Here is a 13165-nt window from a genome sequence, read left to right on the forward strand (position 1 = left end):
TTGATAGGCCCCTTTAGAACCTGTCTTTCCACGCCCGAAGCGCCGCAAAAACCATATCGGGCGCCGAGTTATCGGTGCCGGTCCGTTCGTCCGCTTTTTCTTTAACGGATGTTTCACCGGAGCGCAAAAACGGGTTTGTGAGCTTTTCCAGCGCCAGTGTCGACGGCAGCGTCATGATCCCGGATTCCCGTTGGCGGGTGACTTTGGCCAGGCGCTCGGCGATGTGCGGGTTGTTCGGTTCGACGGTCGCGGCAAACTTCAGGTTGCCGAGGGTGTATTCATGGGTGCAGTACACCAGCGTGTCTTCCGGTAACCCGGCCAGGCGTGTCAGCGAACTGTACATTTGCTGTGGCGTGCCTTCGAACAAGCGTCCGCAGCCGGCGGCAAACAGTGTGTCGCCGCAGAACAGCAAGCCGTGATGGTAATAGGCGATGTGCCCCAGGGTGTGGCCGGGGACCGCGAGGACGTCGAAATCCCAGCCGAGCACGTGGACCTTGTCGTTGTCCTTGAGCGCAACGTCCCGCGCCGGGATCGTTTCGCTGGCCGGACCATAGACTTTCGCGTCCGTCGCTTTTTTCAGCTGTTCGACGCCGCCGACGTGGTCATGATGGTGATGAGTGATCAAAATATCACTCAGCACCCAGCCCGGATTGGCCGAAAGCCAGGCTTGTACGGGGCCGGCATCACCCGGGTCGACGACCGCGCAGCGCTTGCTGCCGTGGTCTTGTAACAACCAGATGTAGTTGTCGGTGAAGGCGGGCAGGGCAGTGATCTGTATCATCGTCGGATTCGCCAAGCGGAAAACATTGGCGCATCTTAGAACTTCCTGGCGCGTTGGAGAATGCAATGACTGATAAAGCGTTCGCACAAGCCGATCCTGACTGGCTGGCGTTGATCAGCGCCGCCCGCGAGTGGCTGGCCGGTCCCCTCGGGCAATTTCTGCTGGACGAAGAGCGGCGCATGCTCGAAGACGAGCTTGGGCGGTTCTTTGGTGGTTATCTGGTGCATTACGGTCCCTCGGCCCAGACTCCGCCGTCTGCACCTCAGGTACAGCGCAATGTACGCCTTGGTGCGCCGTTGCCGGGGGTCGAGATCGTTTGTGAGGAGCAGGCCTGGCCGCTGAGCGAGCATGCCGCCGATGTGGTGGTGCTGCAGCATGGCCTGGATTTCTGCCTGTCGCCCCACGGCCTGCTTCGCGAGGCGGCAAGCAGCGTACGTCCCGGCGGGCATTTGCTGATCATTGGCATCAACCCCTGGAGCAGTTGGGGCCTGCGGCATGTGTTTGCCCAGGATGCGCTGCGCAAGGCGCGCTGCATTTCGCCGTCACGGGTCGCCGACTGGCTGAACCTGCTGGGTTTCGCGCTGGAGAAACGCCGCTTCGGGTGCTATCGTCCGCCGCTTGCGTCACCGGCGTGGCAGACCCGCCTGGCCGGTTGGGAGCGCAAGGCCGGTGACTGGCAACTGTCGGGCGGCGGCTTCTATTTATTGGTGGCGCGCAAGATCGTGGTGGGCTTGCGACCGGTCCGCCAGGAGCGGCGCGAACCGATGGGCAAGCTGATCCCGTTGCCGATGGCCAAGGTCAACCGGCGCAACATCGAACCGTAATACACACTTTTCATTTGTGGCCGGGCATGTCCCGGCTTCGGGCGTCGTCGATCAGCGATCGGCGGGCCAGCGCATTTTCTGGATAGATTGGCATGAGCGATAGCGTAGAACTGTTCACCGACGGCGCCTGCAAAGGCAACCCTGGTCCCGGCGGCTGGGGCGCACTGCTGGTGTGCAAGGGCGTCGAGAAGGAACTCTGGGGCGGCGAAGCCAATACCACCAACAACCGCATGGAGCTGATGGGCGCGATCCGTGGCCTGGAAGAGCTCAAGCGTCCCTGCGAGGTGTTGTTGGTGACCGACTCGCAGTACGTGATGAAAGGCATCAACGAGTGGATGGACAACTGGAAGAAGCGCGGCTGGAAAACCGCGGCGAAGGAACCGGTGAAAAACGCTGACCTGTGGAAGTTGCTCGACGAGCAGGTCAACCGTCACAAGGTCACCTGGAAATGGGTGCGCGGACACATTGGCCATCACGGCAACGAACGGGCCGACCAGTTGGCCAACCGTGGTGTGGATGAGGTGCGTGGGTACAAGCAGGGCTGATTTCGGTACTGCCGATGCACCGCGCCGTGACCTTCGTGAGCAAGCCCGCTCCCACACTGGATTCGTGTCGTCCACAAAGTTGTGAGCCGACGCCGATTCAATGTGGGAGCGGGCTTGCTCGCGAAGGCGGTGACTCGGTGTATCTGAAAGACCCCGGCGAGCGTGTTAACATCGCCGCTTTTGCACGATTGACCGATTGAGAGCTGAGCACTGATGGCCACCAGATCCGTTGTACTCGACACCGAAACCACCGGCATGCCGGTGACCGACGGCCACCGGATTATCGAAATCGGTTGTGTCGAGTTGATCGGCCGACGCCTGACGGGCCGGCACTTTCATGTGTACCTGCAACCCGATCGCGAAAGTGACGAGGGCGCGATCGGCGTCCACGGCATCACCAACGAATTCCTCGTGGGCAAGCCGCGTTTTGCCGAGGTGGCCGAAGAGTTCTTCGAGTTCATCAAGGGCGCGCAGCTGATCATCCATAACGCGGCGTTCGACGTTGGCTTCATCAACAACGAATTCGCCCTGATGGGCCAACAGGACCGCGCGGACATCACGCAGCACTGCTCGATCCTCGACACCCTGATGATGGCCCGGGAACGTCACCCGGGGCAGCGCAACAGCCTCGACGCCCTGTGCAAACGCTATGGCGTCGACAACTCCGGCCGTGAACTGCACGGCGCCTTGCTCGACTCCGAGATTCTTGCCGACGTCTACCTGACCATGACCGGGGGGCAGACCAGTCTGTCCCTGGCCGGCAACGCCTCCGATGGCAATGGCTCGGGTGAAGGGGCGGACAATTCGGCCACCGAGATTCGCCGTTTGCCGGCGGACCGTCAGCCGACGCGCATCATCCGCGCCAGTGAAGACGACCTGGCCCGCCACGCGGCGCGCCTGGAAATCATCGGCAAATCCGCTGGTGCCCCGGCGTTGTGGGTGCAGTTGGCCGAGGCTGAAGCGCAGGCATAACACCCTGTTTGGCAGATACTCGCCACAGGGAAACTCCCTCGTCGCCACAAGTTGGTGCATCCCGCTCGCCACATCCGCTGCAACACTCTACCCTGAGGTGATTGGCAGGCTCTGGTCTGCCGCCTCAGGACGCTGAGCCTCATGTACAAAGACTTGAAATTCCCGGTCCTGATCGTTCATCGCGACATCAAGGCCGACAGCGTTGCCGGTGACCGCGTGCGGGGGATTGCCCGGGAGCTGGAGCAGGAAGGGTTCAGCGTCGTTTCGGCGGTGGACTACACCGAAGGACGACTGGTGGCGTCGACTTACCACGGCCTGTCCTGCATGTTGATTGCCTCTGAAGACGCCAGCACCCATTCTCATTTGTTGCAAAACATGGCCGAACTGATCGGTCTGGCGCGGGTGCGTGCACCGGATCTGCCGATCTTCGCCCTGGGCGAAAAAGTGACCCTGGAAAACGCACCCGCCGACGCCATGGCCGAGCTCAATCAGTTGCGCGGCATTCTTTATCTGTTTGAGGACACCGTGCCCTTTCTCGCCCGGCAGGTAGCCCGCGCCGCGCGCAAATACCTCGATGGCCTGCTGCCGCCGTTTTTCAAGGCGTTGGTGCAGCACACGGCGGACTCCAACTACTCCTGGCACACCCCCGGCCACGGCGGTGGCGTGGCGTATCACAAAAGTCCGGTCGGGCAGGCGTTTCACCAGTTTTTCGGGGAAAACACCCTGCGCTCGGATCTTTCGGTGTCGGTGCCGGAGCTCGGCTCCTTGCTCGATCATACCGGCCCCCTGGCTGAAGCCGAGGCCCGTGCAGCACGCAATTTCGGCGCCGATCACACCTTTTTCGTGATCAATGGCACGTCCACGGCCAACAAGATTGTCTGGCACTCGGTGGTCGCCCGCGATGACCTGGTGCTGGTGGACCGCAATTGCCACAAGTCGGTGCTGCATTCGATCATCATGACCGGCGCCATCCCTCTGTACTTGTGTCCGGAGCGTAATGAACTGGGGATCATCGGCCCGATTCCCCTGAGTGAGTTCAGTCGCGAATCGATCCAGGCCAAGATCGACGCCAGTCCACTGACCAAGGGGCGTTCACCGAAGGTCAAGCTTGCCGTGGTGACCAATTCGACCTATGACGGCCTCTGCTACAACGCCGAACTGATCAGACAGCAGTTGGGCAATAGCGTTGAGGTGTTGCACTTCGACGAGGCCTGGTACGCCTATGCAGCGTTTCATGAGTTCTTTGCCGGGCGCTACGGCATGGGCACCTCCCGTGATGAAGACAGCCCGTTGGTGTTCACCACCCATTCGACCCACAAGTTGCTGGCGGCCTTCAGTCAGGCATCGATGATTCACGTGCGCGATGGCGGTGCGCGGCAACTGGATCGGGATCGCTTCAACGAAGCATTCATGATGCACATCTCGACCTCGCCGCAGTACGGCATCATCGCCTCGCTGGATGTGGCTTCGGCGATGATGGAAGGGCCGGCCGGGCGTTCTCTCCTGCAGGAAATGTTCGACGAAGCCCTGAGTTTTCGCCGTGCGCTGGCCAATTTGCGCCAGCACATTGCCGCCGATGACTGGTGGTTCTCGATCTGGCAACCGCCGTCGGCGGAAGGCATCGAGCGGGTCGTCACCGAGGACTGGTTGCTGCAACCCGATGCCGACTGGCACGGCTTTGGCGGCGTGACCGACGACTATGTGCTGCTCGACCCGATCAAGGTCACGCTGGTGATGCCGGGATTGACCGCCGGTGGCGCCCTCAGCGAGCGCGGGATTCCGGCGGCGGTGGTCAGCAAGTTCCTGTGGGAGCGCGGCCTGGTGGTCGAGAAGACCGGGCTGTACTCGTTCCTGGTGTTGTTCTCCATGGGCATCACCAAGGGCAAGTGGAGCACGCTGCTCACCGAACTGCTGGAGTTCAAGCGCAGCTACGACGCCAACGTCAGTCTGGCCAGTTGCCTGCCCTGTGTGGCGCAAGAGAATGTCGCACGCTATCAGGGCATGGGGCTGCGTGATCTGTGCGATCAGTTGCATGCCTGTTATCGCAGCAATGCCACCGCCAGGCACCTCAAGCGCATGTACACCGTTCTGCCGGAAGTCGCGATGAAGCCGGCGGACGCCTATGATCAATTGGTGCGGGGTGAAGTCGAAGCCGTGTCGATCGATGCGCTGGACGGGCGGATCGCTGCGGTGATGCTGGTGCCGTACCCACCCGGCATTCCGCTGATCATGCCGGGTGAGCGCTTTACCGAGTCGACCCGCTCGATCATCGATTACCTGGCGTTTGCCCGCACGTTCGATAGCAGTTTTCCGGGATTCGTTGCTGATGTGCACGGATTGCAACATGAAGATCAGGGCAGTGGACGGTGCTACACCGTCGATTGCATCAAGGAATGAGGACATTTCCCAGTATGCAGCCGGTTATAAATCCGAATTATCCAGGGTTGTCGGTACGGGTTGCCGACGAGGGTTTTGCCGCCTATATCTGGGGCAGTGATTTCAGTTTTGAAGTCGCGGCCTACGGTGCGGCACAAATAGGAGCGCCGGTGGCACAGTGGCCTGTCACCCCGATCACGCCTTATCGCAAGTGCTACGGCATCGATCCCGAGGAATTCAGCAGCTTTCGCGATTCCGCCGACAGCGCGATTTTCATGGCTTATCTGGATGACCAGCCCGTGGGGCACCTGGTGGTCAGCACCAACTGGAACGGCTTTGCCCATATCGACGAGCTGGCGGTGCACGCACCGGCCCGGCGGCATGGCGTGGCCAAGGCCCTGCTGGATGTGGCGCAGTTCTGGAGCCGCAAGAAAAAGCTGCCAGGCATCATGCTCGAAACCCAGAACAACAACCTGGGGGCCTGCAGGCTCTACGAACGCTGCGGTTACGTGATTGGTGGGATCGACCACCTGCGCTATCGCGGCATCGATCCGAACACCGCCGAAGTGGCGCTGTTCTGGTATCGATTGTTCGAAAATCCGCTGGAAAATCCGTTCAGTTCGTCAGCATCGCCGCGGCTTGTTCCGTGACGATGGTTAACAGTGTCTGAACCGCCGGTGAGGGTTCGGCGTTTTTCAGGGTCAGGGCGTAGAGGCTGATCGGGACCGCTGGCGCCAGCGGGCAGGTGTCCAGCCCCGAGGCTTTGGCGCCGAGGGCGGTGAAGGGGTCGACGATGGCCAGGCCTTCGCCGGCCTCGACCATGCTGCGCATCATCTGATGCGTCTGGACCCGGGTCTGAATCACCGGGGCAGGGCGCAAACCGTGCAGTTTGTTTTCCAGCGCCGGGCTCAACGGGTCCTGCCCCTCCAGGCCGATCATCGATTGGCCGGCCAGATCCTGCAGTGAAATGTATTTCTGTTTCGGTTGCAGCCAGCCATGGGGGGCGAGCAACTGGAGTTTGCCCTGGGCGATCACATGGCAGTCGAGGTCGGCGTGATCGGGGTCATGCAGGCTCAGGCCCAGATCGCTTTCACGCAGCAGCAGGCTTCTGACGATGTCGCGGGTGGGCTGGCTCAGCAGCGTGCAAGGCGCATCGGGCAGGCGTCGGCGCAGGGCCGCGATACTGTGTGGCAACAATTGGTTGGCCAGGGGAGGGGTGCAGATGATGCGCAGCGGCGGCGCCAGGTATTGCCTGAGGCTGTTGGCCAAGCGCTGCACCGGTTCGAGCGCATCGTAGACCCGGGCAATTTCCACCTGCAGTTCCCGCGCTTCGCGGGTGGCCTGCAATCGTCCGCGCACGCTGGCGAACAGCATGAAACCCAACTGATCCTCGGCGTCGCGCAGCAAGCGCTCGACTTCGGCCACCGGCAACTGCAGCCATTCGGCGGCGGTGCCCAGGTGACCGGTCTGCAAGAGTGCCTGGATCACTTCGATATGGCGTAAGCGCATGCGTGAAGTCCATGTTCAGCAGGTGGAGGAGTCAGTGGCTGAATCCTACCCCAAGTCCGTGCATATGACTTCTGCTCATAACGACGGGTTATGAAGCGCTGGCGATTTGCGGTTCTCGGGTAATGGTCACGCCGGTTTGCACCAGCATGAATTCATTGTCGTCGACCTTGTTGACGCGGTCGCCAATGGCCAGCTTGTAGGTGGTGACAGGCCCTGAACCTTCTGCCGCCGGGGTGGAGTCCTGAAACTCGTGCACCGAATAAATGCGGCCTTGCGCGTCTCTTGCATGGAACTGACCGACGAGTACTGCTGCCATCTGCTTAGAACCTCTGGAGATAAATCACTCAATTTGCGGCACTGTAGACCGTGCTTGGGCGAGGTAAGTTTTCCTACGGGAAAAAAATAGTCAGGGACGGGGTTTTCGGTCGCCCGCTGTTTGAATCGTCATCTATAACTACAAGCTCTTCCTATCGGACAGTCGAGAAATCTTATGAGCAACGTCTATACGATCGCCGTCGTGGTCGGCAGCTTGAGAAAGGAATCGATCAACCGCAAGGTCGCACGGGCTCTGATAGAACTGGCGCCGGCCAATCTCAAGCTCAACATCGTCGAAATTGGCGATCTGCCGCTCTATAACGAAGATATCGATGGCGCTTCACCGCCGGCAGCCTACAGCACTTTCCGACAACAGGTGAGCTCATCCGACGCGGTGTTGTTCGTGACCCCGGAATACAACCGGTCGGTGCCGGCACCGTTGAAAAACGCGATTGACGTGGGGTCGCGTCCATATGGCAAAAGCGCCTGGAGCGGTAAGCCGGGAGCCGTTATCAGTGTGTCGCCGGGGGCCGTCGGCGGGTTTGGTGCCAATCACAACCTGCGTCAATCCATGGTGTTTCTCAATGTGCCGATGATGCAGCAACCGGAGGCCTATCTGGGGAACGCCGGTTCGGCGTTCGACGAATCGGGCAAGTTGTCCGAGTCGGTAAAGCCGTTCCTGCAAAGTTTCATCAATGCTTATGGGCAATGGGTCGAGCAGCACAAGAAAGACTGATGGTCATTGGCCGGCGCTTTGTCCTGCGAAGCGCTGGGTGGTTATCTCTTTAGACCGTGTTGGCCCCTTCGCGAGCAAGCCCGCTCCCACAGGGATCTTCAGTGGATACAAGACTTGTGTTCGGCTGAGGCCCAATGTGGGAGCGGGCTTGCTCGCGAAGAGGCCGGCTCAGGCAATACTGGACTCAACCCTGTCCCGGCACATTCGGCCAAAGATCCGCCACCAGAAACAATCGCTCGGCCTCTTCCCAGTCGCCGCTGGCATTTTCCGTCAGGCGCACCAGCAGTTGTGCTGGCGCCAGCGGGTCCAGGTCATCCAGCCACGCCTGCATCTGTCCGGGGTTCCAGGTGTGCTCGGCCGAATAATGCGCCGGCGCCAGCCAGGCGTGACGGGGCAGGGGTTGCCAGCGACCGGGCGGGCTTTGGGCCAACAACGCCGGCCAATCCTTTTGATGCAACCAGCGACCCCGCAAATGCTGTGGATGGGCACCCAATGGCGGGGCGGCTTGTCCGGGCCACGGGTACAGCAAGTAACCCCCCAGCCATAAATGTGCGCTGAACGCCTGGATATCCAGCGCCGCGAGCACTTCACGGCTCTCGGGGCGTGTGGAAATCGGCAATTGATGCTGGCTCAGGTGCGCCAGTTTGCGGTCGAGCCGGTCGTGGCAGCCCGGGCCCAGCCACTTGGCGGTGTCGTGTCCGTCGCCGGATTGCGGGCCAAGGTAGAGCTTGATCGCCAGTTCCAGGTGATGCACGCCGTCGCGGTCGCGCAGCAGCATGTCCAGTTCACCGAGGGTGTGCCCTTCGCGGCGAATCGGCATGTTGGCGGCAATCAGTTCAATGCCCGGTGCATGCTGCACGGCGAATTGCCAGAGGCGTTCGTAGTACAAACCCAGGCGCCGGGTCCGGGCCTGGGCCAGCCAGTGCAGCAGGCCATAACTGTCCCGATCCAGCTGCCGCAGCCAATGCTCCAGCCGATCCGGTGCCTGCACCCAGTCGCTGCCGGCCAGCGGGTGACGCTGCGGCCACGGGGTATTGTCCAGCATGGGCGGCGCGAGGATGACCCACGCCAGGTCACGCACTTCGGGATGGCGTAACTGATGGGGCAGGTGGAGCAAATCCGGAAATAGCATCATCTTGCGAGCATAGCCCGAAACCCGGGCACACCCCTGAAACTGAAAGGATTTTGTCTACGGGCGGCTTTCGCCCATAATCGTGGTTTTCGCCGCCACGCAGATCCCCGCAGGAGCCCCATGGAGCAATTTCGCAATATCGGCATCATCGGTCGCCTGGGCAGTTCCCAGGTGCTGGATACCGTCCGCCGACTGAAACGGTTTCTGCTCGATCGTCACCTGCACGTGATCCTCGAAGACACCATCGCCGAAGTGCTGCCAGGGCACGGCCTGCAAACCTCGTCGCGCAAGATGCTCGGCGAAGTCTGCGACATGGTCATCGTGGTCGGTGGTGACGGCAGCCTGCTCGGTGCCGCCCGGGCGCTGGCCAAACACAATATTCCGGTGCTCGGCATCAACCGGGGCAGCCTGGGTTTCCTCACCGACATCCGTCCCGATGAGCTGGAAACCAAGGTCGCCGAAGTGCTGGATGGCCACTATCTGGTGGAAAACCGCTTTTTGTTGCAGGCCGAAGTCCGCCGCCACGGCGAGGCCATCGGCCAGGGCGATGCACTGAACGACGTCGTGCTGCACCCCGGCAAATCCACGCGAATGATCGAGTTCGAGCTGTACATCGACGGCCAGTTCGTCTGCAGCCAGAAGGCCGACGGCCTGATCGTCGCGACGCCGACCGGTTCCACCGCCTATGCGTTGTCCGCCGGCGGGCCGATCATGCATCCCAAGCTCGACGCTATTGTGATTGTGCCGATGTACCCCCATACCTTGTCGGGTAGACCGATTGTGGTCGATGGCAACAGTGAGCTGAAAATCGTCGTGTCCAAGGATATGCAGATTTACCCGCAAGTCTCGTGCGACGGGCAGAACCACTTCACCTGCGCGCCGGGCGACACCATTACCGTCAGCAAGAAAGCCCAGAAACTGCGGCTGATCCATCCGCTGGACCACAATTACTATGAAGTCTGCCGGACCAAGCTTGGCTGGGGCAGCAAGTTGGGGGGTGGAGGCGACTGATGCTCGATCCCGCGCGTAGCTACGACCTGATCGGTGACGTGCACGGTTGCGCTCTGACCCTGGAGCACTTGCTCGACCGACTCGGTTATCACAAGCAGGGTGGCGTCTGGCGACACGATTCGCGCATGGCGGTGTTCGTCGGCGATATCATCGACCGCGGCCCGCGGATTCGCGAGGCACTGCATATCGTCCACGACATGGTCGAGGCCGGTCAGGCGCTGTGCATCATGGGCAATCACGAGTTCAATGCGCTGGGCTGGAGCACGCCGGCACTGCCCGGCAGCGGCAAGCAGTTCGTGCGTGAGCACACGCCGCGCCATGCCCGCCTGCTGCACGAAACCCTGACCCAGTTCGAACACCATCCGGGTGACTGGCACGACTTCCAGCAATGGTTCTACCAGTTGCCATTGTTCGTCGATGCCGGGCGTTTTCGCGTGGTCCACGCCTGCTGGGACGCCGGGCTGATCGAGCCGCTGCGGGCGTTGTTCCCCAACGGCTGCGTCGATGAGCATTTTCTCCAGGCGTCGGCGGAGTCGGGCTCTTTTGCCTGCACCGTATTCGACCGGCTGCTGCGCGGCACGGACATGCGTTTGCCCCATGGCCTGACGATGACCAGCGGCGACGGCCTGGTCCGTTCGTTCTTCCGCACCAAGTTCTGGGAAGACGATCCGAAAACCTACGGCGACATCGTGTTCCAACCGGATGCACTGCCGGAACCCGTGGCCCGGACGCCGCTGTCGTCCACCGAAAAGAACAGTTTGCTGCGCTATGGCATCGATGAGCCGCTGTTGTTCGTCGGCCATTACTGGCGCAGCGGCAAGCCGGCACCGATCCGGCCGAACCTGGCCTGCCTGGATTACAGCGCGGTGCTGTACGGCAAACTGGTTGCCTACCGACTGGATCAGGAAACCCGCCTGGATCCGCAAAAATTCGTCTGGGTCGATGTCGAGCGGCCGGAGGTGCTGCAATGAGTGCTGTAGCGGTATTGCGTCTGCCCCTGGCGGTGGACTTGAGCGGGTTCGTCACCCTGCTCAAGCGCATGCAAGTGCCCCATCGGGTCAGCGAGGAAGCTGGCGAGCAGGTGCTGTGGGTGCCGGACAACATCAGTGAAGACGTGCGTGCGCTGTACGAGCGTTTTCCGGCGGGTGACCCCGATCAACAACTGGATATTCCGGTGGCGCAGACCGTCAAGCGCCCGGGGTTCGTCGAGCAGTTGAAATACGCCAGGGCCACCGCGCTGGTGCTGCTGTTGAGCCTGGTTGTCGGCGCGGTGACCATGCTGGGCGACAACCTTGAAACGATGCGCTGGCTGACCTTCCTCGAGTTCCGCGTGGTCGGTGAATACATCCACTTCACGCCACTGGCCGACAGCCTGGCGGCGGGGCAGTGGTGGCGCCTGTTCACGCCGATGCTGATCCACTTCGGCATCCTGCACCTGGCGATGAACGGCATGTGGTACTGGGAGCTGGGGCGGCGCATCGAGTCGCGCCAGGGCAGTATCAACCTGATCGGCCTGACCTTGCTGTTCAGCCTGGTATCGAACTTTGCCCAGTATTTCTTCAGTGGCCCGACCTTGTTCGGCGGTTTGTCCGGCGTACTGTACGGCCTGCTCGGGCATTGCTGGATCTTCCAGTTGCTGGCACCGAACCCGGCCTATCGCCTGCCGCGAGGCGTGCTGGTGATGATGCTGGTGTGGTTGCTGCTGTGCCTGTCCGGGCTGGTCTCGATGATCGGCTTCGGCGAGATCGCCAACGCGGCCCACGTCAGCGGGTTACTCATCGGATGCTTCACCGGTTTGTTGGGCGGTTTGTATAACCGCCGTAAACTGGCCGCCTAATTCAGAACATGCAATAAAGAGACGGAGACCCAATGTCCTCTTTTAACGAAATGATCAAGAACATCACCCCCGATATCTACGAGAGCCTGAAACTGGCCGTGGAAATCGGCAAATGGTCGGACGGTGGCAAGCTCACCGCCGAACAACGCGAACTGTCGCTGCAGGCAATGATCGCCTGGGAAATCCAGAACCTGCCAGAGGACCAGCGCACCGGCTACATGGGCCCGCAGGAATGCAGCTCCAAGTCGATTCAAGTGCCCAATATCCTGTTCAAGTCGGATGCCATCCATTGATCGAGATTGGCCGCGGTGCAATCAGCAAAATGTCGGCGCGCCTGGACGGGCCGAACGTGCAATACGCATTTCGTCTGGGCGAAACCGAGGTCCCGGTCAATCCGTTGATCGGCACCACGGTGCGCCTGGAATACCTGGGTGCGATCCACTGCACCCATTGCGGACGCAAGACCAAGACCAGTTTCAGCCAGGGTTACTGCTACCCGTGCATGACCAAACTGGCCCAGTGCGACGTGTGCATCATGAGCCCGGAACGCTGCCACTTCGAGGCCGGCACCTGCCGGGAGCCTGAGTGGGGCGAGAAGTTCTGCATGACCGATCACGTGGTGTACCTGGCCAATTCGTCGGGGGTCAAAGTCGGGATTACCCGCGCCACCCAGTTGCCGACCCGCTGGCTCGACCAGGGTGCGAGCCAGGCCTTGCCGATCATGCGCGTATCGACTCGCCAGCAGTCCGGTTTCGTCGAGGATCTGTTGCGCAGCCAGGTGGCCGACAAGACCAACTGGCGCGCTTTGCTCAAGGGCGATGCGGCGGCGGTGAACCTGGCCGAGGTCCGCGATCAACTGTTCGACAGCTGTGCCGAAGGCTTGCTCGGGTTGCAGCAGCGATTTGGCTTGCAGGCGATCCAGCCGGTGACCGACGTCGAACCGCTGGAAATCCGCTACCCGGTCGAGCAGTACCCGGCGAAGATCGTCAGCTTCAACCTGGACAAGAACCCGATTGCCGAAGGCACGCTGATGGGGATCAAGGGTCAATACCTGATCTTCGACACCGGCGTGATCAACATTCGTAAATACACGGCTTACCAGCTCGCCGTGCATCAGTAAGGACTCC

At 61.2% G+C, this 13165-nt stretch carries 15 protein-coding genes; 11 read left to right on the forward strand and 4 right to left on the reverse strand.

Features of this window, described 5'->3' with window-relative positions; all coding sequences use genetic code 11:
- Positions 1 to 13: 13 nt before the first annotated feature.
- On the reverse strand, positions 14 to 781 hold the full coding sequence (gene gloB / locus PspS34_RS12540) for a hydroxyacylglutathione hydrolase (RefSeq protein ID WP_159389838.1): 768 nt from the start codon (positions 779 to 781) through the stop codon (positions 14 to 16).
- Between the two features lie 65 nt (positions 782 to 846).
- Here gloB and PspS34_RS12545 point away from each other — a divergent pair, with 65 nt between their 5' ends.
- The 5 genes from PspS34_RS12545 (at position 847) to PspS34_RS12565 (ending at position 6148) form a co-directional block, all read left to right on the forward strand.
- Positions 847 to 1605, forward strand: a complete 759-nt coding sequence (locus tag PspS34_RS12545) for a methyltransferase domain-containing protein (RefSeq protein WP_007988453.1) — start codon at positions 847 to 849, stop codon at positions 1603 to 1605.
- Between the two features lie 92 nt (positions 1606 to 1697).
- A complete protein-coding gene (gene rnhA, locus PspS34_RS12550; RefSeq protein WP_007979123.1) occupies positions 1698 to 2150 on the forward strand; it encodes a ribonuclease HI in 453 nt (150 codons plus the stop codon).
- Between the two features lie 213 nt (positions 2151 to 2363).
- Positions 2364 to 3122: a DNA polymerase III subunit epsilon gene (gene dnaQ, locus PspS34_RS12555; RefSeq protein ID WP_046037200.1), complete on the forward strand. Its 759-nt coding sequence runs from the start codon at positions 2364 to 2366 to the stop codon at positions 3120 to 3122.
- 141 nt (positions 3123 to 3263) lie between these two features.
- On the forward strand, positions 3264 to 5519 hold the full coding sequence (locus PspS34_RS12560; RefSeq protein ID WP_090455012.1) for an arginine/lysine/ornithine decarboxylase: 2256 nt from the start codon (positions 3264 to 3266) through the stop codon (positions 5517 to 5519).
- Positions 5520 to 5533: 14 nt separating this feature from the next.
- A complete protein-coding gene (locus tag PspS34_RS12565) occupies positions 5534 to 6148 on the forward strand; it encodes a GNAT family N-acetyltransferase (protein ID WP_057715030.1) in 615 nt (204 codons plus the stop codon).
- Here the strand turns inward: PspS34_RS12565 and PspS34_RS12570 are convergent.
- Together PspS34_RS12570 and PspS34_RS12575 are read right to left on the reverse strand one after the other, a co-directional pair.
- The gene (locus PspS34_RS12570) at positions 6114 to 7007 is read right to left on the reverse strand and encodes a LysR family transcriptional regulator (protein ID WP_057715029.1); all 894 of its coding nucleotides are present in this window, start codon (positions 7005 to 7007) and stop codon (positions 6114 to 6116) included. The two genes, PspS34_RS12565 and PspS34_RS12570, sit on opposite strands and share 35 nt — an antisense overlap.
- Positions 7008 to 7095: 88 nt before the next feature.
- The gene (locus PspS34_RS12575; RefSeq protein WP_057715028.1) at positions 7096 to 7323 is read right to left on the reverse strand and encodes a hypothetical protein; all 228 of its coding nucleotides are present in this window, start codon (positions 7321 to 7323) and stop codon (positions 7096 to 7098) included.
- Positions 7324 to 7497: 174 nt separating this feature from the next.
- Here PspS34_RS12575 and PspS34_RS12580 point away from each other — a divergent pair, with 174 nt between their 5' ends.
- Positions 7498 to 8058: an NAD(P)H-dependent oxidoreductase gene (locus tag PspS34_RS12580; RefSeq protein ID WP_154860111.1), complete on the forward strand. Its 561-nt coding sequence runs from the start codon at positions 7498 to 7500 to the stop codon at positions 8056 to 8058.
- Between the two features lie 184 nt (positions 8059 to 8242).
- Here the strand turns inward: PspS34_RS12580 and PspS34_RS12585 are convergent, their stop codons facing one another.
- Positions 8243 to 9193 (reverse strand): DUF1853 family protein, encoded by a 951-nt coding sequence (locus PspS34_RS12585; protein WP_150813860.1) that lies wholly within the window; start codon positions 9191 to 9193, stop codon positions 8243 to 8245.
- A gap of 117 nt (positions 9194 to 9310) precedes the next feature.
- On the opposite strand from PspS34_RS12585, the gene PspS34_RS12590 reads away from it, so the two are divergent.
- From PspS34_RS12590 to PspS34_RS12610, 5 genes are read left to right on the forward strand one after another with little or no spacing between them, the layout of a single operon-like run.
- Positions 9311 to 10201, forward strand: coding sequence for an NAD(+) kinase (locus tag PspS34_RS12590; protein WP_008016128.1), 891 nt, complete (start codon positions 9311 to 9313; stop codon positions 10199 to 10201).
- Entirely contained in the window at positions 10201 to 11172 is a 972-nt protein-coding gene (locus tag PspS34_RS12595) for a metallophosphoesterase (protein ID WP_090455015.1), read from the forward strand. The genes PspS34_RS12590 and PspS34_RS12595 overlap by 1 nt, the downstream gene beginning before the upstream one ends.
- On the forward strand, positions 11169 to 12038 hold the full coding sequence (locus PspS34_RS12600) for a rhomboid family intramembrane serine protease (protein ID WP_154860110.1): 870 nt from the start codon (positions 11169 to 11171) through the stop codon (positions 12036 to 12038). Before PspS34_RS12595 ends, PspS34_RS12600 begins: the two co-directional genes overlap by 4 nt.
- A gap of 32 nt (positions 12039 to 12070) precedes the next feature.
- The gene (locus PspS34_RS12605) at positions 12071 to 12331 is read left to right on the forward strand and encodes a DUF1315 family protein (protein WP_053158810.1); all 261 of its coding nucleotides are present in this window, start codon (positions 12071 to 12073) and stop codon (positions 12329 to 12331) included.
- Complete coding sequence (locus PspS34_RS12610; RefSeq protein WP_090455017.1) at positions 12328 to 13158, forward strand: DUF2797 domain-containing protein; 831 nt, start codon at positions 12328 to 12330, stop codon at positions 13156 to 13158. The genes PspS34_RS12605 and PspS34_RS12610 overlap by 4 nt, the downstream gene beginning before the upstream one ends.
- Positions 13159 to 13165 lie beyond the last annotated feature (7 nt).

Origin of the sequence: Pseudomonas sp. S34 (assembly GCF_009866745.1) — a bacterium.
In the GTDB taxonomy this organism is placed as follows: Bacteria; Pseudomonadota; Gammaproteobacteria; order Pseudomonadales; family Pseudomonadaceae; genus Aquipseudomonas; species Aquipseudomonas jessenii.